Source organism: Burkholderia pyrrocinia (genome assembly GCF_022809715.1).
Lineage (GTDB): Bacteria > Pseudomonadota > Gammaproteobacteria > Burkholderiales > Burkholderiaceae > Burkholderia > Burkholderia pyrrocinia_C.
Genome location: NZ_CP094461.1, coordinates 574755 through 597244 on the forward strand (window position 1 = coordinate 574755; position 22490 = coordinate 597244).

17 protein-coding genes are annotated in these 22490 nt (G+C 64.4%); 16 read left to right on the plus strand and 1 reads right to left on the minus strand.

The annotated features are described in order from the left end of the window. Positions 1–181: 181 nt before the first annotated feature. From MRS60_RS32710 to MRS60_RS32740, 7 genes are all read left to right on the plus strand, one after another. Positions 182–1348, plus strand: a complete 1167-nt coding sequence (locus tag MRS60_RS32710) for an efflux RND transporter periplasmic adaptor subunit (RefSeq protein WP_131947003.1) — start codon at positions 182–184, stop codon at positions 1346–1348. Then, complete coding sequence (locus MRS60_RS32715) at positions 1345–4515, plus strand: efflux RND transporter permease subunit (protein WP_243566887.1); 3171 nt, start codon at positions 1345–1347, stop codon at positions 4513–4515. Before MRS60_RS32710 ends, MRS60_RS32715 begins: the two co-directional genes overlap by 4 nt. Beyond that, positions 4515–5981, plus strand: coding sequence for an efflux transporter outer membrane subunit (locus tag MRS60_RS32720; RefSeq protein WP_243566888.1), 1467 nt, complete (start codon positions 4515–4517; stop codon positions 5979–5981). The genes MRS60_RS32715 and MRS60_RS32720 overlap by 1 nt, the downstream gene beginning before the upstream one ends. Before the next feature lie 128 nt (positions 5982–6109). Continuing rightward, positions 6110–7444, plus strand: a complete 1335-nt coding sequence (locus MRS60_RS32725) for a paraquat-inducible protein A (RefSeq protein ID WP_243566889.1) — start codon at positions 6110–6112, stop codon at positions 7442–7444. A gap of 36 nt (positions 7445–7480) precedes the next feature. Next, positions 7481–9076, plus strand: coding sequence for an intermembrane transport protein PqiB (locus MRS60_RS32730; protein ID WP_243566890.1), 1596 nt, complete (start codon positions 7481–7483; stop codon positions 9074–9076). Then, positions 9073–9708, plus strand: a complete 636-nt coding sequence (locus MRS60_RS32735) for a PqiC family protein (protein WP_243566891.1) — start codon at positions 9073–9075, stop codon at positions 9706–9708. Before MRS60_RS32730 ends, MRS60_RS32735 begins: the two co-directional genes overlap by 4 nt. Before the next feature lie 298 nt (positions 9709–10006). Then, entirely contained in the window at positions 10007–10525 is a 519-nt protein-coding gene (locus MRS60_RS32740) for a TetR/AcrR family transcriptional regulator (RefSeq protein WP_243566892.1), read from the plus strand. Between the two features lie 144 nt (positions 10526–10669). Here MRS60_RS32740 and MRS60_RS32745 read toward each other — a convergent pair whose 3' ends face one another. Further along, complete coding sequence (locus MRS60_RS32745) at positions 10670–11419, minus strand: TetR/AcrR family transcriptional regulator (RefSeq protein WP_243566893.1); 750 nt, start codon at positions 11417–11419, stop codon at positions 10670–10672. 136 nt (positions 11420–11555) lie between these two features. On the opposite strand from MRS60_RS32745, the gene MRS60_RS32750 reads away from it, so the two are divergent. From MRS60_RS32750 to MRS60_RS32790, 9 genes are all read left to right on the plus strand, one after another. Beyond that, positions 11556–11966 (plus strand): hypothetical protein, encoded by a 411-nt coding sequence (locus MRS60_RS32750; protein ID WP_243566894.1) that lies wholly within the window; start codon positions 11556–11558, stop codon positions 11964–11966. A 12-nt stretch (positions 11967–11978) separates the two neighbouring features. Continuing rightward, positions 11979–13049, plus strand: a complete 1071-nt coding sequence (locus tag MRS60_RS32755) for a VOC family protein (RefSeq protein ID WP_243566895.1) — start codon at positions 11979–11981, stop codon at positions 13047–13049. 37 nt (positions 13050–13086) lie between these two features. Further along, a complete protein-coding gene (locus MRS60_RS32760) occupies positions 13087–14043 on the plus strand; it encodes a fumarylacetoacetate hydrolase family protein (protein ID WP_243566896.1) in 957 nt (318 codons plus the stop codon). After that, positions 14040–16034 carry an acyl-CoA synthetase gene (locus MRS60_RS32765; RefSeq protein WP_243566897.1) on the plus strand — a complete coding sequence of 665 codons (1995 nt, stop codon included), beginning with the start codon at positions 14040–14042 and terminating at the stop codon, positions 16032–16034. The genes MRS60_RS32760 and MRS60_RS32765 overlap by 4 nt, the downstream gene beginning before the upstream one ends. Positions 16035–16148: 114 nt before the next feature. Next, positions 16149–16886, plus strand: a complete 738-nt coding sequence (locus MRS60_RS32770) for an OmpW/AlkL family protein (protein WP_243566898.1) — start codon at positions 16149–16151, stop codon at positions 16884–16886. Between the two features lie 55 nt (positions 16887–16941). After that, a complete protein-coding gene (locus MRS60_RS32775; RefSeq protein WP_243566899.1) occupies positions 16942–19920 on the plus strand; it encodes a molybdopterin-dependent oxidoreductase in 2979 nt (992 codons plus the stop codon). 10 nt (positions 19921–19930) lie between these two features. Next, a complete protein-coding gene (locus MRS60_RS32780) occupies positions 19931–20800 on the plus strand; it encodes a 4Fe-4S dicluster domain-containing protein (RefSeq protein WP_131947015.1) in 870 nt (289 codons plus the stop codon). A gap of 143 nt (positions 20801–20943) precedes the next feature. Beyond that, the gene (locus MRS60_RS32785; protein ID WP_131947016.1) at positions 20944–21189 is read left to right on the plus strand and encodes an NAD(P)H-dependent oxidoreductase; all 246 of its coding nucleotides are present in this window, start codon (positions 20944–20946) and stop codon (positions 21187–21189) included. 440 nt (positions 21190–21629) lie between these two features. Beyond that, the gene (locus MRS60_RS32790; RefSeq protein WP_175749087.1) at positions 21630–22229 is read left to right on the plus strand and encodes a LysE family translocator; all 600 of its coding nucleotides are present in this window, start codon (positions 21630–21632) and stop codon (positions 22227–22229) included. Positions 22230–22490 lie beyond the last annotated feature (261 nt).

The window sequence follows — 22490 nt, forward strand, 5'->3', positions numbered from 1 at the left end:
GCCGTGCGCAAGCCGTGTCATGTCGGCAATCGGAACGATCTGGACCTCAAACGTCGGAGTACTGATTGATCGTCATGCGCACCGTCGGCGGAGACGCCCGCGCGCATCTGCATAAACCGAGGTGACCCGCCGTGGTCGCCGCCCCCTTTTTAGTTTGACCCTCACTTGTCTTGGAAGCATCGTGAAATCACCCGGTCTTGACGCGCGGACTTCAACGCGCCCGTTTCTGACGCGCATCGCGCCACCGCTTCGGCGCGCCCCGATCGCGTTCGCCTGCTGTGCGATTCTCCTCGCGGCTTGCCACCCGCACGAGGCCCCCGCGCCCGAACTGCAACCGGTGGTCGCGCTGCCAGTTCATGAGGACAACGGCGCAGTGCAGCGCGTGTTGCCCGCACAGGTTCAAGCGCGATATTCGACGCCGCTGTCGTTTCGGGTCGGCGGCAAGCTCGTTGAGCGGCGCGTACGCATCGGCGACACCGTCAAGGCCGGCCAGACCCTCGCGATGCTCGATCCCGCGGATCTGCACAACACGCTGCTGAACGCGCGCGCCCAGCTCGATGCCGCCGAGCATCGCGTTGCCTATGCGAAGCAGCAGCTGGATCGCGACCGCGCCCAGGCTCAGGCCAACCTGATCGCACCCGCGCAGCTCGAGACGACGCAGGACGCGTATGCATCGGCGGTCGCGCAACGCGATTCCGCCCTTGCGCAAATGGCGCTCGCGGGCGATCACCTACGCTACGCGACGCTGATTGCGGATCACGACGGAGTCGTCACGTCGGAAGACGCAGATACCGGGCAGAACGTTGAACCGGGCCAGGCGGTGTTTCATCTGGACTGGAGCGGGGACCTCGACATCGTCTGTGACGTCTCGGAGCGCGACCTGCGCGATCTCGCGGTCGGCCGCACCGCACACGTCAGCCTGACGGCACTGCCGGGCAAGGTGCTGGACGCACGCGTGCGCGAAGTCGCGGCGGCCGCCGATCCGCAGAGCCGCACCTGGCGCGTGAAGCTGACGCTGCTCGCACCGGGGCCGGATGCGCGCTCCGGGATGACCGCCAGCATCACGTTCGACGGCGCCACCGACATCGCCGCGGACCACGCGATCACGCTGCCGGCCACCGCCCTCTTTCATCGCGGCGACGCGCCGGCCGTCTGGGTCGTCCGCAAGGGCAGCGACACGCTGGAACTGCGCCCGGTGTCGGTCGGACGCTACGACGAACGCACGATCACCGTCACGTCGGGGCTCGCGGACAACGAACGTGTCGTGATGCAAGGCGTCCATACGGTCAGTACCGGCCAGCACGTCCGCGTCGTGCCGCCGCTGCATGCGGAGGACTTCACGTCATGAATGCCCCAGAACACCGACCCTCGACCGACGGCGCGCTCGGTGCACGAACCGGCGCGGCATCGCACGACGACGGCCGTTTCAACCTCTCCGCATGGGCGCTGAAGCATCAGCAACTGGTGATCTTCCTCATCGGCCTCGCGACGATCTTCGGCGTGATCGGCTATACGCGTCTCGCACAGTCCGAGGATCCGCCGTTCACGTTTCGCACCATGGTGATCCAGACGTACTGGCCGGGCGCCACTGCGCGCGAAGTGCAGGAACAGGTCACGGACCGGATCGGCCGTCAGCTTCAGGCCGCGCCTTACGTCGACAACATCAAGAGCTACTCGCGCCCCGGCGAGTCGATGATCTTCTTCGCGATGAAGGATTCGGCGCCGGTCGACCAGGTGCCGGAAACCTGGTACCAGGTGCGCAAGAAAGTCGGCGACATCCGCGCGACGCTGCCCAAGGGCGTCGTCGGCCCGTTCTTCAACGACGAATTCGGTGACGTCTACACCAACATCTATGCGCTCGAGGGCGACGGCTACTCGCCCGCGCAACTGCACGACTACGCGGACAAGCTGCGCTCCGTGCTGTTGCGCGTGCCGGGCGTCGCGAAGGTCGACTACTTCGGCGACCCCGCCCAGCATGTGTTCGTCGAAATCTCGAATGCGCAGCTGACGCGCCTCGCGATCACGCCGCAGCAGCTCGCGCAGGCCATCGACGCGCAAAACGCCGTCGCCCCGGTAGGCACGGTCACGACGGCCGACGATCGCGTGTTCGTACGACCGAGCGGTGCGTTTAAGGACACGCAGGCGCTCGCCGACATGCTCATCACGGTGAACGGCCGGACGTTCCGGCTCGGCGACGTCGCGAAGGTCACGCGCGGCTACGACGATCCGCCGGTCACGCAGATGCGTACGAACGGTCACGCAGTGCTCGGCATCGGTGTGACGATGCAGAAAGGCGGTGACGTAATCGATCTCGGCAAGGCGCTCGACGCGAAGGCAGCCGAGCTGCAGCGCGGTTTGCCGGCCGGTCTGAAGCTGGCCGCGGTGTCCAGCATGCCGCATGCCGTGAAGCACTCGGTGGACGACTTCGTCGAAGCGGTCGGCGAAGCCGTCGCGATCGTGCTCGTCGTCAGCCTCGTGTCGCTAGGCTTGCGCACCGGCATGGTCGTCGTCATCACGATTCCGATCGTGCTCGCCGTGACGGCACTGTGCATGCACGCGTTCGGCATCGGCCTCGACAAAGTGTCGCTCGGCACGCTGGTGCTCGCGCTCGGGCTGCTGGTGGACGATGCGATCATCGCCGTCGAGATGATGGCGGTGAAACTCGAGCAGGGCTGGAGCCGTGCACGCGCCGCGGCGTTCGCATACACGAGCACGGCGTTCCCGATGCTCACCGGAACGCTCGTCACGGTATCGGGTTTCCTGCCGATCGCGCTCGCGAAATCGAGCACCGGAGAATACACGCGTTCGATTTTCGAGGTGTCGGCCATCTCGCTGATCGTGTCGTGGTTCGCGGCCGTCGTGCTGGTGCCGCTGCTCGGCTACCACATGCTGCCCGAGCACGCGCATCGCGACGGTCACGCGCATGGTGACGAGGTGTACGACACGGGGTTCTACCGCCGGCTGTCCGGCTGGATCTCGGTCTGCATCGAGCGCCGCTGGGTGGTGCTCGGCGTCACCGCCGTGCTGTTCGCGATCGCGATGGCGGCATTCACGCGCGTGCCGCAGCAGTTCTTCCCGAATTCCGAGCGGCCCGAACTGCTGGTCGACGTGCGCCTGCCGGAAGGCGCTTCGTTCGACGCGACGCTGCGTGAGGCGAAGCGGCTCGAAAAGGCGCTCGACGGTCGGCCTGAAATCGATCACGTCGTCGACTTCGTCGGCACGGGCGCGCCGCGCTTCTATCTGCCGCTCGACCAGCAGCTCCAGCAGCCCAACTTCGCGCAGTTCGTGATCACGACCAAGGACGTCGAGGCGCGGGACCGACTGTCGCACTGGCTTGAGTCGACGCTCGCGACCGGGTTCCCGACCATGCGCACGCGTGTGGCGCGGCTCGAAAACGGGCCGCCCGTCGGCTTCCCGATCAAGTTCCGGGTCAGCGGCGACGACATCGCGACCGTGCGCGACATTGCCGAAAAAGTGGCGGACAAGGTGCGCGCTGATGCCCGCACGCGCAACGTGCAGTTCGACTGGGACGAGCCGGCCGAGCGGTCGGTCTCGTTCGAGATCGACCAGCTCAAGGCACGCCAGCTCGGCGTGACGTCGGAAGACGTATCGGGTTTCCTTGCGATGACGCTGTCCGGCTATACGGTCACGCAATATCGCGAGCGCGACAAGCTGATCGACGTCGACCTGCGGGCGCCGAAGAGCGAACGCATCGACCCGTCGAAACTCGCCGGCCTGGCGATCCCGACGCCGCACGGTCCGGTGCCGCTCGGCACGATCGGCCATGTGCGCGACACGCTCGAATATGGCGTGATCTGGGAGCGCGACCGCCAGCCGACGGTCACCGTGCAGGCCGACGTGCGCGGCGAAGCGCCGAGCATCGGCGTGACGCGCGACATCGACGCCGCGCTGTCGAAGCTACGCGCCACTTTGCCGACCGGTTACCGGATCGAGATCGGCGGCGCGGCCGAGGAAAGCGTGAAGGGCCAGACGTCGATCAATGCGCAGATGCCGCTCATGATCATCGCGGTGCTGACGCTGCTGATGATCCAGCTGAAGCGCTTCTCGCGCACCTTCATCGTCGTGCTGACGGCACCGCTCGGCCTGATCGGCGTCGTCGCAGCACTGCTGCTGTTCGGCAAGCCGTTCGGCTTCGTCGCGCTGCTCGGCGTGATCGCGATGTTCGGGATCATCATGCGCAATTCCGTGATCCTGGTCGATCAGATCGACCAGGACATCGCGGCCGGGCAGCCACGCTTCACCGCGATCGTAGGCGCAACGGTGCGCCGCTTCCGGCCGATCATGCTGACGGCCGCCGCCGCGGTACTCGCACTGATTCCGCTGTTGCGTTCCGGCTTCTTCGGCCCGATGGCCACCGCGCTGATGGGCGGCATCACGATCGCGACCGTGCTGACCATCTTCTTCCTGCCGGCGCTCTACGCGACCTGCTTCAAGGTGCGCGCCGACGAACGCGAGTCGCGCGCATTGGACGTCGCGTCCTCGGAGACATGCTGATGAAACCCTCTCGTATCACATCGATGCTGGCCGCCAGCGCGGCGCTTGGCCTGGGCGGCTGTGCGATGGCCCCGAGCAGTACGCCGCCCGCGATACCGTCGCCGGCGTACTACGGCGCGACGCCTCAGGCATCGCGCACCGCCGAGGCGGCGGGCGTCGCGCAGCAATTCGACGTCGGCGCCGTGCCTGTCCCCCAATGGTGGCGCCTGTATCGCTCCAGCGCGCTCGACGCGCTGGTCGATGAAGGCCTGCGCGCGAACCCGACGCTGGCCGCGACGGAAAAGACGCTCGCCGCCGCGCAGGAGGAACTGCGCGCGCAGATCGGCGCGTCGACGCTGCCGTCGATCGACGCGAACGCGCAGGTGGCCCGCACGCGCACGCCGGACATCTCAGGCGCAGGCGCGCAAAGCCTGCGCTACAACGTCTTCGTCGGACAACTGCAGGCGCATTACACCTTCGACCTGTTCGGCGCCACGCGATATGCGAACGAGGCGAGCGCCGCGCGCGTCGACGTGCGCGGTTGCGAACTCGAAGCGGCAAGGCGTGCGCTGGCGGCCAACATCGTCGGCACTGCCATCCGCGCCGCGGCGCTCGACCGCCAGATCCTGCTGACGGAGCGCCTGGTCGCCGTCGCCGAGGCATCCGCACTCGAAGACCAGCAGCGTTACGCGCTCGGCGCGGTGTCACACGTGCAAGCGCTGGCGTCGACGCAGGGTGCGGCGTCGCTTGCCGCGACGCTGCCGCCGCTGCGCCAACAACGTGCGAGCGCGGTTCACGCGCTGGCGATCCTGCTGGGCCGCACGCCCGACGCACCGCCGCCGGTCCCGTCTTTCACCGGCCTGTCGCTGCCGGAACATGTGCCCGTGGCGGTGCCGTCCGACCTGCTGAAGGCACGCCCGGACATCCGCGCGGCCGCGGCAGCCGTGAAGGCGGCATCGGCGGACGTCGGCGAGGCGACCGCCCAGCTGTTCCCGAGCCTGTCGCTCACCGCGACGATGGGGCGCGGCGGCTTCAGCTGGCCGGCGCTGTTGTCGGGCGCGGGCGGGCTGTGGGCCGTCGGCGCCGGGCTGTCGCAGCCGATCTTCCACGGCGGTGCGCTGCTGGCTCACCGGCGGGCGTCGCGCGATGCATACGACGCCGCAGTGCTGCAGTACAAGGCGGCGGTGCTGTCCGCATTCGGCGACGTCGCCGATTCGCTCGCCGCGCTGGACAACGACGCGCAAGCGCTGGCCGCGAACGAACTCGCGGCGCGCGCGGCAAGCGAAGCGTTCGACGAAACGGCGCAACGCCGCACGTTGGGTGCCGTTCCGATGTCCGCGCAACGGTCGAGCGAGCAGACCTATCTGAACGCGGAACTCGACGCGGTGCGTGCCGCGAGCCGCCGGATGACCGATACGGCGGCGCTGCTGCAGGCGATGGGCGAACTGCCGCCCGACACCGGCACGACGGTCGCGGCCCGGCAGTAGCCGCTGCGTGAGTCGACGGACCGGCCGCGCGCCTTCGGGCCGCGCTGGTCCGCAATCTCGACGCGCGATGCCCGGCGTACCGTGCATCGCGCGGTGCCGGCCTTCGTTACCCGCATGATTGATTCCCGATGAAATCCGACAACCTGGTCGCCTGCCACGAATGCGACCTGCTGCTTCAGCGTCCGCCGCGCCTGCGCGCGCTGACGGCACACTGCCCGAGATGCCGCGCGCGCGTGAGCGGTGCGGCGCACGGCCGCCAATCCCTCGACCGGATGTGCGCATTGACGGTTGCCGCGCTGGCGACGTGTTGCATCGCGCAAGCCTTCCCGATCGTCGCGCTCGATGCCGCCGGCATTGCGTCGCGCGCGACGCTCGGCGACGCGGTTCGCGCGCTATGGTCGAACGATCAGCCGTTGGTGGCTGCGCTCGTGTTCTGCACGACGATGCTGTTTCCGATACTCGAGCTGGCCGCATGGCTGTACCTGCTCGTGCCGTTGCGTGCGGGCCGCGTACCGCGCCACTTCGCGTCGGTGCTGCGCGGCATTCACCGATTGCGGCCGTGGAGCATGGTCGAGGTGCTGATGCTCGGCGTGCTCATCACGATCGTCAAACTGACGAGCCTCGCACACGTGCTCGCCGGGCCTGCGCTATTCGCGTTCGCCGGGCTTACCGTGATGCTCTGCCTGCTGTCGACGGTCGAACCGGCCCGACTGTGGGAAGCGCACGACGAACTCGCCGCTCTGCAGCCGGGCGACGCCGACCATACGAAACCGCCCCGCCCCGACATGACGCGACATGCGTTGCCCCGGACAACCGAAAGCAGTGGGTCGGCGGGCATGACGGCCCGCACCGCGGGATTGATCGCCTGTCACCACTGCGCACGCGTGCAGCCGGCCCACGCGTGCGGCCAGCGCTGCACGCGCTGCGGTTCGCCGCTGCACGCACGCCGCCCGCGCAGCGCCGCCCGCACCGGCGCGCTCGTCGCCGCCGCCGCCCTGCTTTATATCCCGGCGAACCTGTTGCCGGTCATGCACGCGACCTCGCTCGGCCGAGCCGAGGACGACACGATCCTCGGCGGCGTCGCGTACTTCTGGACGTCCGGCGACTGGCTGCTCGCCGCTATCGTGTTCATCGCGAGTGTGCTCGTGCCGATGCTCAAGCTCGCGATCCTCGCATTTCAGGCGATCGCCGCCCATCGCGGCGTGCAATGGCGGCCGCTCGAACGAGCCCGGCTGCACCGGCTGGTCGAGCGCGTAGGCCGCTGGTCGATGCTCGACGTATTCGTCGTCGCGCTGACGATCGCACTCGTGCATTTCGGCTCGTTCGCCGACATCACACCAGGCCCCGGCGCGCTCGCGTTCGGCGCCGTGGTCGTGCTGACCATGTGCGCGTCGATGCAGTTCGATCCGCGGCTCATCTGGGACGGTGCGCCGCGCCCGGCCGCCGCCAATCACCAACCCTGAACCGGCTCCGCCCACTTTCTCGCGAATTCCAAAACGATGTCTCCGTTTGATTTTCCTCCACCTGAGATCCGGCCGCGCAGCCGCTGGATTCCGTCTCTCGTCTGGATCGTGCCGTTCCTGTGCGCACTGATCGGGCTGTCGCTCGTGATCCGGACCGTCGCCGCCAACGGTCCGACGATCGCGGTCACGTTCGCCAACGCCGAAGGCCTCGAAGCCGGCAAGACCAAGGTCCGCTATAAGGACGTCGATATCGGCTCGGTCCAGACCATTACGCTCACTCCCGACTTCAAGCGTGTGATCGTCAGCATTCAACTGACGCGCGACGCCGCACGCTTCGCGAACCGCGACACGCGCTTCTGGGTCGTCCGACCGCGCGTGGGCGCCACCGGCATTTCCGGTCTCGGCACGCTGCTCTCCGGCGCATTCATCGGCGCGGATCTCGGCCACTCACCGCAGAAGCAGACAGATTTCACCGGCCTCGAGACGCCGCCTGCCGTCACCGCGGACCAGCAGGGCCGACGCTACCTGCTGCACGGCGACTCGCTCGGCTCGATCGACATCGGCTCACCGGTGTTCTATCGGCATCTGCAGGTCGGTCAGGTGGTCGGCTTCTCGCTCGACAAGGACGGTACCGGCGTCGATGTGCAGGCATTCGTGAGGGCGCCCTACGACAAATTCGTCAGCGTCAATACGCGCTGGTGGCACGCAAGCGGCGTGGATCTGCGGCTCGATTCGAGCGGCCTGAAACTCAACACGCAGTCGCTGGCTACCGTGATCGTCGGCGGTCTCGCGTTTCAGTCGCCGCCCGGACAACCGGACGCGCCTCAGGCAGCCGACAATGCGCCGTTCCGGCTCGCCCCCGACGAAGCCGACGCGATGCGCGACCCAGATGGCACGCCGCTGATGGTCGTCATGCGCTTCGACCAGTCGCTGCGCGGGCTGTCGGTCGGCGCGCCGGTCGATCTGCGCGGCATCGTGCTCGGTCAGGTCACGAACATCGGCATCGAGTACAACGAACACTCGCGCAACTTCAGCATGAAGGTCACGATGGCGCTGTATCCGTCGCGACTGAGCCGGCACAGCGATACGGCGCTGCCCGCGCCCGATACGGCCGGCGGCCACGAACTGATCGAGCACCTGGTGGTCCAGGGGCTGCGCGGGCAGTTGCGCACGGGCAGCCTGCTGACCGGTCAGCTCTACGTAGCGCTCGACATGTTCCCGAAGGCGCCGCGCGCGAGCGTCGATGCGCGCCGCACGCCGGTTGAGCTACCGACCGTGCCCAACACGCTCGACGAACTGCAGGTGCAGATCGCCGACATCGCGCGCAAGCTCGACCAGGTTCCGTTCGACCGGATCGGCAACAATCTGAACGGCGCGCTCGCACATGCGAACCAGTTGTTCGGCCACCTCGACGAGCAGGTCGTGCCGCAGGCACGCGACACGCTGGCCGCCGCGCAACGCACATTCAACGCGGCGGAGTCGACGTTGCGGCAGGATTCGCCAATGCAGTCGGACGTGCATGAGGCGATGCAGTCGCTCACGCATACGCTGCAGTCGTTGAACGCGCTCGCGGACTATCTGGAACGTCATCCCGAGTCGCTGCTGTTCGGTAACAAGGGGGACCATCAATGAAAGCGCGTGCGTTTGGTCGGCTTCGCAAGTCGGCGCGCATCGCGACGTGCATCGCACTCGCGGTGCTGAGCGCGTGCGGTTCGCCGCCGGTGCATTTCCATACCCTCGCGGTGGCAGACGATGCGAGTGCCGAGACCACCGCCGCGCATCCCGCGTGGCTGATCGACATTCAGGCCGTGCACGTCGCGGCGCCGGCGGACGGCAACCGGCTCGTCGTGCAGCGCGCCCCCCAGCGCGCCGACATCCTGGAGCAGGAGCGCTGGGCCGCGCCGCTCGGCGACGAGATGCGCGACGGACTGTCGACACGCGTCGCGTCCGTGCTCGGCACGATCGATGTTCACCGCGTCGCCCACCCGGACGGCACGCCTGTCTACCGGATCGCCGTGGACATGCAGCATGTCGAGTCGTGGCCGGCGTCGCACGTGCTGCTCGACGCGGCCTGGAGCGTGAGTTCCGGGGCCGGACTGCCGGCGCTGACGTGCCGCAGCATCGTTCGGGCCGATACGTCGGCGGGCTACGATGCACTCGTCGATGCGTATCGCCGCGCGCTCGATGCGCTCGCGCTTGGGATCGCCGCGGGAATCCGTGCGGAAGTCTCGCACGTTGCGCCGCCTGCCGGATGCCGCATGTGAACACTCGATCGTCGAAGCGCGCTACCCGCCGTCGATTGCGGTGCGCCGGACCAACTGGTCGATTGAATTGGCCCCTACGACGCGGCGAGTCGAATCGGGCGATTGACTTTGTTTCGGTAGCGGCTGTGCGGTCCGGTGCTCTCGCACGATCAAGTCACATCGTTATAAGAGAGTGTTCTGATGAACAGCGGACCGATGCAGCGCTCTTTTCCTGTGTCGATCCGACGTTTCGCGGGATGCGGTGTTGCGCCCCTTGTTGCACCCCTTCAATCATTTCCGCCAACATGGACCACACAGGATGAAGCGCACGCGCCTCACTCGCGAGCAACGCAGGCTCGACACCCGCGAACGGCTCATCGCCACTGCTCGCGCACTATTCATCGCGAAAGGCTTTGCCGATACGAGTGTCGAACATATCGCAGAGGGCGCCGGCTACACGCGCGGCGCGTTCTATGCACACTTCGAACACAAGCGTGAACCGTTGATCGAGATCCTTCGCCGTGACCATGATCGAATGATCAAGAGGCTTCGGTTGGCGGCGCCGGAGGGCGACGGTTACTGCACCGTCACCGACGCCGCGGACATCGCCGCCGGCTGGGAATGTTTCCCGCTGTGGGTCGAGGTGTATCTGTACGCGCTGCGCGATGCCGGATTCCGGCAGATCATGGACAGCATGCACGCCGAACCGGTCGCGCCACCGAACGCGACAAGCGGCGCGGCGCCCCCCTCTGACCGCATGTCATCGTCGGCCGAACTAGCGGCGGTGCTCGGCGCCGCGCTGTTACGTACTGGCGCACGGCGCGACGAGCCGACGTAGTACGCCGCGATGCGCATGCCCTGCCGTCCGTCTTCGACACGCGCCGGCTGGACCGTGCCCGACCGGCTAATCGACCCGGTCAACCGATGGGTACCGCACGAGCACTCGAGGTGACCTCGCCGCCGCCTGTGTCACCCCGTTGCGTCACTGTGCTGTCTCGGCCGCATCCACGACGGGCAGCGGCCGGCTTGCGATCTTCTCGGCTTCCGCGCGCTTGAGCCCCAGCGTATGCAGCAGCGTCGCCGCCGTGCGTTCCGGAAAATGCTCTCCGCTGAAGCCGAGTTCCTTGAGAACACCGGCTGCCGGTGCGCCCGGAGCGACGAAGTTGAGTTCGGCGGCAATTGCGGTCAGCACCGTACCGCCGACTGAAAGGAAGCCGACGAATGGGTCGGCGACCACGAAGCGCTTCTCCGCGATACCGCGCTCCATGTCCCGCAGCAGGCGTTGACCCAGGCCAAGCGTCAGGACGCGCGCCGAAAAACCCTCGCGTATCAGGAAGTGTCCCCACACCGGCTCGCGCCGCGCGCGCATCAACGTATGTCGCACCGAGACGGAAATGATTTCCGCCGGGTCGGACAAGCCGCTGGCCAGGCGATCGAGCGAATCCGCGAACTCCTCGAATACCGATTCCACAAGGGTCGCGTAGATCGCCTCCTTCGATTCGAAGTGGTTGTAGAACGAGCCGAAGCCAACGTCAGCGGCCTCGGTGATCTCGTTGATGGCGACGCCTTCCATGCCCTTTTGCGCCATCAGTCTGAGCGCGGCGTCCAGCAGGCGGGCACGGGTCTCACGCTTGCGGCGCGCGCCGCGCGGCTCACGCTCTTCGGCGACCGCTGGACTGGATGCTTCCGGAGCGGCGCGCTTGGGTGCCCGGCGACTCGGTGTATTCGTCATGACGTTTCCGATGCTTGTTCGTGCCCAAGTATAGATTCAAACGTCTACATTGACAAAATTATCATCTATGACTTTAATATCACACAAGGTGACTGGCAAACCCTCAAGAACCGATCGAACGACGAATGGAGATACGGTGGAGACACAACTGCACACGGGCGCCCGCGCGTCCATTAACGACAACTCGCGCTCCTCGACGGAGCGTGCGCTGCCTTTCGTGCTCGACACACCGATCGCAGGATTCGGGGCAATCGGCACCACAATGGCCAATCGGCGGGCCCGTCACGAAGTCGACGTCTTGATCGTCGACAAGGCTGCCGAGATACGCGCCGCCCCACGCGCGATCGCACTCGGCGACGAAGCGCTGCGGACTCCCGGCACCTGCGACGGGGAGCGCCGCCTCCATGCGAAATCGACGATCGACTTCGCAATATTCGCGGGCCGGCCAGGTATGTCGTGCGGCGGTTCGATCGCACGCCTGCCGTTGCGCGGCAAGCCCCTCGGTGCGACGGCGTGTGCCTTCGCGAGCACCATTCGATCCGCCTGACTGTCATCCGCCATGAAACTGACCACCACACAACCGGCTCGCCACCCTCATCCCACAACGAAGGCATCGGCGCTCGCCTATCTGATCTTCGATCGTCCCGATCTCGACGAGGCGGAGCACTTCCTCAACGACTTCGGTCTCCGAACGGTGATGCGGGATGACACGCAATTGCTGCTGCGCGGAACGGGCACCGCACACTTCTGTTATGTCGTTCGCCACGCGCCGAAGGCACGCTTCGTAGGCTTCGGATTGCGGGTCGACAGTCGTGCCGATCTGGAGGCGCTCGCCAAAGTCCCTGGCGCGTCGGAGATCGAGGCGTCGAATTGGCCAGGCGGCGGCCATCGGGTGCGGCTCGCCGATCCGTCGGGTTTTCGGGTCGATGCGATTGCAGGCCAGACACGGGCCGAAACGTTGCCGCATCGTGCTCCGCTCCCGTTCAACTCGGTCGACACGCCCGTGCGGATCAACGAGACGCAGCGGCCGCCGGCGCACGCGCCCGAGATCATTCGGCTCGGGCACGTCGTGCTCGAACTCGCCGACTACCAGGAAACCTGCGCGTGGTACACGCAGCATTTCGGGTTCATCCCCAGCGATGTCCAGGTGCTGCCGGACGGCTCCCCTGCGGTTGCATTCATGCGGCTCGATCTCGGCGACAGGCCGGCCGATCACCATACGCTCGCGCTCGCTCAAGGGTTCGTGCCGACTTATAGCCACAGCGCATACGAACTGGTCGACGCCGATGCCGTCGGCATGGGCCAGCGCGTGCTCCGCGACAACGGGTGGGTGCACGCGTGGGGCATCGGCCGGCACATTCTCGGCAGCCAGATCTTCGACTATTGGCAAGACCCATGGGGCGACAAGCACGAACACTATTGCGATGGCGACCTGTTCACGGCCGACGAGCCGACGGGCGTGCATGCAGTCAGCCGCGAAGCGATGGCGCAGTGGGGCCCAACGATGCCGCGCAGCTTCACGAAGCCCCGGTTCACGCCGTCGAGCCTCGCGGCGCTGTTTCGCAACCTGCGCCGCAGTCCCGATCTGACGATCAGCAAGCTGCTGACCCTGGCGAAGCTGTTCGCCTGATCCCCCTCCGCCTGTTCGACTCACGAGAGACCCAGTCATGTCACTGCATGTCCTGCACTTCCGGCATAACGGCCGCGCCCAATGGGGTGTGGTCGCCAACGGCGCCGTCACGCCGATTCCCGGCGACTTCGAAACAACCGCGAGCTTTCTCGCGGCGAATCCGGTTGAGCGACTCATCACACTCGACGGATCGACGATTCCGGAGTCGGACGTGGAGTGGCTGCCACCGGTGACAGCCAACCAGCAATTCGTTTGCCAGGGCGCGAACTATCGTCGGCACATGATCGAATCGGGCATGGATCCGGACGCGAAAAAGTTCAACATGATCTTCACGAAGGCGACAAGTTGCATCGTCGCCGCCGACTCACGGGTCGTGAAACCGCGGCACGTCCGGTTTCTCGACTACGAAATCGAGCTCGGCCTCATCCTCAAACGCGACATCACGTCTCACCGGCAGATCACGGACGCGAACCTGCACGAGTATGTCGCCGGCACCGTGATCGTCAACGACTATTCCGCGCGCGATGTCCAGATCCCGCAGATGCAGTTCTACAAGGGCAAGAGCTTCCGGACCTTTGGCCCGGTCGGCCCGTATCTGTGCCTGCTCGAGCGGCGTGACTTCCCGAAGCTGAAGGCGCTCGACCTGACGTTGACCGTCAACGGCGCGGTGCGTCAGCAGGACTCGACATCGAACCTCGTCTATGGTCCGGCCGAAACGTTGACCGAGCTGTCGGGCGTGCACGACCTTCGCGCCGGCGACCTGCTCGCGACCGGCACGCCGGCCGGCTGCGCACTCAGCATTCCGTCGCCGCTCAAGCAGCGGGCCGTCGCGCTTTTTCCCGAATCCGTCAAGTGGAAGATGTTCATGAAGGTGCAGGCGGGACGCGCGCAGTATCTGAAGGCCGGAGATATCGTCGAAGCCCGGATCGCGAGCCGCGACGGGACGATCGATCTGGGCGTGCAACGTAACGAAATCGTGGACGAAGCAGCATGAACGGCATCGCGACCCGGGACGACGTACTGGCGATCGAAGCGCAGGGCCTTCCGCCCGACCTTCCGGCCAGCACGTACGAGATGATCTGCGCCGGTGCGGCCATCGATCCGTCCGCCCCTGCCCTCTCCTTTTTCATGACCGCCGACGCGCACCGCGACGCGGAGTGCTGGACCTATCGCGAACTGGTCCGTGACATCACGCGCACGGCCAACATGTTCGCGCGCCTCGGCGTGAATTCGCAGTCGGTGATCGCTTATTTGTTGCCCAATCTGCCCGAAACGCATTTCGTGATCTGGGGCGGACAGGCGACCGGCATCGTATGCGCGATCAATCCACTGCTTGAGCGCGAAGCGATTGCCAATCTGCTCAAAGCGGCCGGTGCCAGCGTGCTCGTAACGCTCACGCCATTTCCCGGGATCGATCTCTGGCAAAAAGTCGCGGATATCCTTCACGAGGTCGAGCCGCTGCGGCATCTCGTGCTTGTCAATTTGGCCGATCGCGTGCGGGGCACGGCGCAGTCGACGATACAAAAGCTCCAGCATGACGCGTGTGCGCAGCAATACGGCGATGGCGGTTTGCGCAGCGCCGTGCCTGCGCACATCCAGATTCACGACTTCGGTACGGCAATCGCGCGGGAATCCGGTACGGCGCTCGACAATGCGCGCCGCATTCAACCTGGCGACATGTCCTCTTACTTCTGTACCGGTGGAACCACCGGGCTGCCGAAAATCGCGATGCGCAGCCACGGCAACGAAGTGGCAAACGCATGGAGCGCCGCGCGGTTCTTCGGCGACAGTATCGGCCCCGGCAAAACGACGTTTTGCGGCTTGCCGCTCTTTCACGTCAATGCTGCGATGGTGACCGGCCTTCTGCCGTTCTCGCGCGGCGCCCATGTCGTGCTCGGCACACCGCAGGGTTACCGGGGCGACGGTGTCGTCAAACGATTCTGGGAAATCGTCGAACATCATCACATCAATTTCTTCAGTGGCGTGCCGACACTTTATGCTTCGCTGCTCGACATTCCTGCCGACGGTCATGTTATCGACTCGCTCGAATACGGCTTGTGCGGTGCCGCGCCGATGCCGGTCGGCGTCTTCAGGGCCTTCCAGGAAAAAACGGGCATCCGGATTCTCGAAGGCTACGGCCTGACCGAAGGAACGTGCGTGAGCAGCGTCAACCCGACGACCGGCGAGCGCCGGCTCGGATCGATCGGGCTTCGCATCCCCTTCCAGGAGATGAAGGCAGTCGTCGTGGACGATGCGGGACGGTATCTGCGCGATTGCGCGGCCAACGAGGAGGGGCTGCTCGCCATCTCCGGGCCGAACGTTTTCACCGGCTACACGCGTGCCGACCAGAACAAGGCCCTGTGGCTCGATCTCGGCGACGGCAAGCGCTGGCTCAACACCGGCGACCTCGGCCGTTGCGACGTCGACGGTTACTTTTGGCTGACCGGCCGCAAGAAGGATCTGATCATCCGCGGCGGACACAATATCGACCCGGCGACGATCGAGGAACCGCTGCATCGACACCCGGCGGTCCGGATCGCCGCGGCAATCGGGCGCCCCGATGCCTATGCCGGTGAGCTGCCGGTCGCGTATGTTCAGCTCAAGCCGGGCATGACCGCTACCGAGCACGATCTGGAAGCGTTCATGCAGCAGGAGATCGCCGAACGCGCCGCCCTGCCCAAGCATGTCCGAATCGTCGAAGCAATCCCGCTCACGGGCGTCGGCAAGATATTCAAGCCGGAACTCAAGCGCCGCGAGACGGGTGACGCGCTCCGCGCGGCATTGGACCAGGGCGGAGCCCCCGGCGCATCAGTCGACGTCACGACCAATGATTCTGGCGGAATGTCGGTCCTGGTCGAGCTGAGCGATCCCGGGCTCGAAACTGCGGCGCGCTTCGTGCTGGGGCGATTTCCGTTTGCGTTCTCGATTTCGATCGCCGCGAGGCCGATACGATCGACCGGACCGACAGCGACGAATCTGCAGTGACGGACGAGCGCGACTAGCCGGGATAACACAAACCCAGAAAGCGGCTCGTCATGCTCAATAAGGTATCCAAATTAATTTTTATTCGTTAATCGGATCGAGACAGAGGAGACAAAGATGAATTTCACGCGAACGATGCGTTTCGCAGGCATGGCGGTTTGTATCTGCTCGGCTGCACTTGCCGACAATGCAGATGCACAGACGGCAGGAAGCATCACCACATCGGTGGGATGGCTGCACATATCGCCACAGGGCGACGCAACGCCGCTGACCGTGCAAAGTGTCGGTGGCGTGACGGTGAATCAGCAACTGGCCGGTACCGGGGCGCATGCCAGTTCGACGGATACGATGGGCATCACCACCGAGTACTACGTCACCGACAACGTTGGTGTCGCCATGCTGTTTGGACTGCCACTGACAGTCAATCTGGTCGGTGACGGGACGTTGCAGAAGTATGGAACCCTCGGCACGACAAGGCCGATGCCGCCGGCCATCGAACTTCGATATCACCTGTTTTCGGCCACATCGAAATTCCGTCCATACGCGGGGCTTGGCGTGAACTACACGTGGTTCACTCAGGTTCGGGCGACCAATCTCCAGTTCGTCTCCGACAGCTTTGGGCCGGGCGGCTCGGTGCGCGCGACACTCAGCGCATCGTGGAACCCGGTGTTCGAGCTCGGGGCGAGTTACGCGATGACCAAACATTGGTCTGTCGGTACTTCCGTCGGCTACATGCCGGTGAAGACTCACCTCACGTTATACGGACGGACCGCGACCGGGACGCAGATCGTTTCCACATCGACGCTCCGACTCAATCCCGTCAACGTTTTCCTGAACGTCGCTTATACGTTCTAGCGGGTGCGCCCGGATGCCAGTGCCCCCGCATAGAAGCAACACTCTGGATCGAACGATGAAACGACAGGCTCTCAAGACCATTCTTTTTGCCTTGCCCAAGGTTCTGGACCTGACGGCGCGCCGCTTCCCCGCCTATCGCGATCGCCTCAAGGAGCGCAATCTCGTCGCGTGGATCGGGCTCACGGATCAAAGCATCGGTCGCGCCATCGAGTTCAAGAATGGCCGCATTCGGTCGCGCGCCGGCAAGCATCCGCGGCCCGACGTGCGCATGGCCTTCAAGGATGTCGCCACCGCGCTGAAGTTCCTTTCGCCCAACCCGGACCAGGGCGAAATCGTCCACGCTGCCAAGAACTTCAAGGTGGTCACCGAGGGCGAGGACGAACTGCTGGTCTGGCTCATGCAAACCCTGAGCATGATGCGCACCGTCGGCCTGCCGATGGGCACGCCCATGCGCGACGGCACCCGACGCTACACCACCTGTACCAATGGCGGGCCGTTGTTCGTCTACGTCAAGGATGGCCGCATCGTCCGCGTGACCCCCATCGAGCTGGACGATACGGATGCGAAAAGTTGGGTGATCGAGGCACGTGGGCGCCGCTTCAGCCCGCCACGGCGTGGATTGGTCGCGCCTCACGCGTTGACCCTCAAGTCGCTGGTCTACTCGGACAAGCGCATCCTTCACCCGATGAAACGGGTCGACTTCGACCCCGACGGCGCGCGCAATCCCCAGAACCGCGGCAAGTCCGGCTACGTACGTATCAGCTGGGACGAAGCCCTGGACATCGTCGCCAAGGAGATCAACCGGCAGAAGCGTGTTCACGGCCCCGGCTCCATCACTTTCCCGATGTCGTCCCACCACCAGTGGGGCAACGTCGGCTACTACCTCAGCGCGCTGACGCGATTCGCCAACCTGATCGGCTTCACCCGGGTCGCCGCGAATCCGGACAGCTGGGAAGGCTGGTACTGGGGCGCCATGCATCATTTCGGCAACTCGATGCGCGTCGGCGTGCCCTCCGGCTACGGCGGCCTCGAGGATGGTCTGAAGGAAGCCGAAATGATCGTCTTCTGGTCCTGCGACCCCGAAAGTACCAACGGGGCCTACGCAGGATTCGAGGGAACGCCACGCCGCCTGTGGGCCAAGGAACTCGGCATCGAGTTCGTTCATATCGACCCGCACTGCAATCCGACCGCACAGCTGCTGGGCGGCCGCTGGATCCCGGTCCGGCCGCAAACCGATGCCGCCCTGGCTACCGCCATCATGTACGTCTGGACCGTCGAGGGCCTGTACGACAAGGATTACGTCGCGACGCGCACGACCGGTTTCGACGATTGGAAAGCCTACCTGCTGGGCGAAACCGACGGTACCGCCAAGACTCCCGAGTGGCAGGAGAGCGAGACCGGCGTGCCGGCCAAGGACGCCCGCGCACTTGCGCGCCTATGGGGAAAGAAGAAGGTTCATCTCGCTGTCGGGATGACCGGTGCGGGATTCGGCGGTGCGGGCCGCGGGGCGACCGGGGCGCAATGGGCGCGCTGCATGATCATGATGATGTCCATGCAGGGCTGGGGCAAGCCGGGAGTGAATTTCGGCTGCCTCGAAATCGGCGCCCCGCACGATCTCCAGTTCTACTTCCCCGGCTACGCGGACGGCGGCATTTCAGGCGACCTGGCTTGGACCGCGAATGCGGTGGACAACTACCAGCGCATGCCGCACATCCTGACCATGAACCCCGTCAAGCAGATGGTGCCGCGACAGCAGATGCCCGATGCGATACTCAACGGTCACGCCACCGGCTATCTCTGGGACGGCATGTCCCAGGAAGCCCAGTTTGCACCGTTCACCTACCCGATGCCCGGCTATTCGCCGATCCACATGATCTATCGCTACGGCGGATCCGCGTTCAGTACCGTGACGAATTCCGGACGCTGGACGGAGGCCTACCGGCACTCGAGCATCGAGTTCGTCGTCAATCAGTCGATCTGGATGGAAGGCGAAGCCCAGTTCGCCGACCTCATCCTGCCCGCGTGCACTTCGCTGGAGCGTTGGGACATCGGAGAATGGGCGAATTCGGGCGGCTACGCCCACCATGGGTATGGCACGGTCAACCATCGCATGCTGACGCTGCAGCACAAGTGCATCGAGCCTTTGGGCGAGTCCCGCTCCGACTATGACATTTTCACCGCCATCCTGACTCGGTTGGGCCTGGGTGGCGTTTTCACCGAAGGCTGCGGCGATCTCGACTGGGTCAGGCGCGTCTTCGACTCGTCGGATCTGCCCGATCACATTTCGTGGCGCGAATTCTGCCGCAAGGGCTACTTCGTCGTGCCGCCCGAAAAGCCCGAGCTGCGCCATCCCGTGGACATGCGTTGGTATGCGGAAGACAGGAGGAAGGACCTGCCGGAACCTCATCCGCTGCCGTCGCAGTTCTCGGAAAAGTTCGGCCGGGGCCTGCAGACGCCGAGCGGCAAGCTGGAGTTCGTGCCCGAGTTGCTGAAGCGGCACACTGCGGACAATCCCGAGCGGCCAGCGCTCAACCGCTATATCCCCTCCTGGGAGGGCTTGCGCTCGGACCTGGCTCGGCGCTACCCGCTGCAATTGATCGCCACTCACAGCCGCTACAGCTTTCATACCCATTGTGACGGCAAGAATTCCGCTGTGAACGGCATCGACGATCATCGCGCGCTGATCGCGGGGCACCGGTTCTGGCTGCTGAGGCTCAATCCGGCCGACGCCGCCATTCGACGCATTGCCCATCGCGATCTCGTCAAGGTGCACAACGACCGCGGCGCCGTGATCTGTGCCGCCGATGTCTCGCCCCTGGTAAATGCCGGAGTGGTGAAATCCTACGAGGCGAGCGCTGAATTTCAGCTGATCGAAATCGACGGCGAGCAAGTCGAGATTGGCGGTTGCATGAACATGCTTACCCCCGACCGGCCGCAGACCTCCGGCACCAGCAGCATGAGCCCGAATTCCTGCCTGGTGCAGGTCGAGAAATGGCGCGGTGCCGAGGCGTTCATGCTCGGTCGCGCAGCGTGAGGAATTTCAAATGAGCAAGTGGAACCTGATTATCAAAGTCGGGCGTTGCGAGAACTGCCAGAACTGCGTGATCGCCACGCGGGACGAACACGTCGGCAACGACTTCCCCGGTTACGCCGCACCCGCCGCGGCCAGCGCCGAGAGCCCCGTCCGCATCCTGCGTCGTGTACAGGGCGCTTCGCATATGGTCGAGACCACTTATCTGCCGGTCATGTGCAACCATTGCGACGACGCGCCCTGCATGCGTGTGGGCGGCAGCGCCGTTCGCAAGCGTGCCGACGGCATCGTCATCATCGATCCGGACAAGGCGCGAGGCCGAAAGGACATCGTCAAGGCCTGCCCCTACAAGGCAATCGTCTGGAACGAAGAGCTGCAACTGCCGCAGATCTGGATCTTCGATGCTCATTTGCTCGACCAGGGTTGGTCCCGCCCGCGTTGTCAGCAGTCGTGCCCCACCGATGTCTTCGAGACGGTCAAGCTCGACGACACGGCGATGGCCGAAAAGGCCCGACGCGAGGGACTCAAGGTATTGCGACCCAACCTGGGCACGAAGCCCCGCGTCTGGTATAGCGGCCTCGAGCGTTGGGAAACGTGCTTCGTCGGCGGAAGTGTCAGTGTCCAGGCAGGAGACGTGGTCGAGTGTGTCACGGATGCGGTCGTCGCCTTGTATGTAGGTAATCTGCAGGTAGCCGAAACCGTCTCGGACGGCTTCGGCGATTTCCGGTTCGACGGCCTGGCCGGGGGCAGCGGCCTCTACCGAGTCAAAATCCGACATGCCCTCGGCAACGCTTGGCGCGAGTGCGAATTGGGCGACAGCGCCTACTTGGGCGAGATCAGGCTCAGTCAGTCGACAAACGCCGTGGCGATCGAGTGCTCATGATCCGGGCAAGGCTGGCCGCTACAGCAGTCGCACCGATCTCCGTAGCACCGCCCTCGCGTTTCATGAGAACTTCACCGGCCACAGCCAGGCGGCTACCGTCTCCTGTGGCCGTGACCAAACTTCATTGAATCGGGAGTATCGGGATGACACTACTGCATGCCGATTCCAGCATCATCGGCGATCAATCGGTAAGCCGACTGCTCACGGCTTCGATCGTCGCATCTCACAAGAAGGTCAATCCTTCAATTGAAATTGCCTGCCATGACCTTGCTGCCGAGCCGCTCGACCATCTCGACGGTCCCGAGTTCGCCGTGGTACGAGACTCGGAGCCGATCGCTGGCCCCACTGTATCGCATAGTCAGCAAGTCCATGATTACTTTGACCATTAAATTTGGGCCTTGATGCAAAGTACCGCCAGGCTGAGGTGGATATAACCGGAAAATTGCATAGAAATCAAAGTCCCCCAAGATGCCGATGATTTGTTCTTCGGTGAATCGTTTTTCATTGCCGTTGCTCTCGGGAACGGACTCTACACTGTCACCGTACTAAACGCGGGGAGCAGGTCAAAAGGACACGACTGACGCGCTGGCAAAGTTAGTGAGCAAAGCTATCATTATTTGTCGCGCAACGGCAACGCCGTGACAAATGCACCATTTCCCCCAACCCCTTGAAACCAGGCGATTTTCGCTTGATCGCCGTTAGCATGATTACTGAGCGCCGCTAGCGCTTATCATGAACGCCTACAGCTGCCCGAATGCAGAATGACTGACAACTGATACGACGGTTCGCCCCGACGCGTGGCGATCGTCATCGACACCAAGGAAGCAAGATGCCGACATTGCAAGTGATGTTGAAGATGGCACTTTACGTTTCGCTGGTCCTGGCCACGCCAGGGCCGACAAATACCCTGCTGCTGTCCTCAGGGATCAAGGTCGGCTTCCGGCAATCGTCGCCTCTCCTGGTTGCAGAGGCATTGGGCTATGGCTTCGCGATATCACTGTGGGGTTTCTTCCTGGCGACATTCGCGGCCACACGGCCGTGGCTTTACGATGTGCTGAAGCTGGGGAGCTCGGCCTATATTTGCTATCTCGCCCTGCAGCTGTGGAAAAGCCCACGCTTTGAAGACATCCAGTCGGGTGCCATCGGCTTTCGCGACATGTTCGTCGCGACGACCATGAACCCGAAGGCGTTATTGTTCGCCACTGCGATCTTTCCCCCGCAGGCTTTCGTATCGGTTCCGTTCTATCTCTGCTCGATCGCGGTCTTCACGGCGCTCGCCGTGACGATCGGTTCGATGTGGCTCACCATCGGCGGCGTCTTGACGGCGCGCCGGTCTCTGGCCACACATACCGGAACGCTGCTTCGCGGTGCGTCGGTAGTGCTGTTGATGTTCGCGGGCACGCTGGCGTTTTCCGTACTCAACCGCTAGATCTTGTCAGCGGCAAAGTTCATAACACCCTATAAACGCGGGGAGCAGGTCAAGACCACCGAAATGCGCAAAGGTTGACATCTTTGTTTCAGAAATGGCGACGCCCCTATTTCCTTTCCGTTAATTCATTCGTTCATTTCGCATTTTTATACAATAACGGCGCGCGCACCAAAAATTAAAAAGGCGATTTGCTTTTAAAAAAGTAAATAGTTTTCCGGAAAATATTTCTCCGATATTTTCCGCATTGAGTATTTCTCTGGA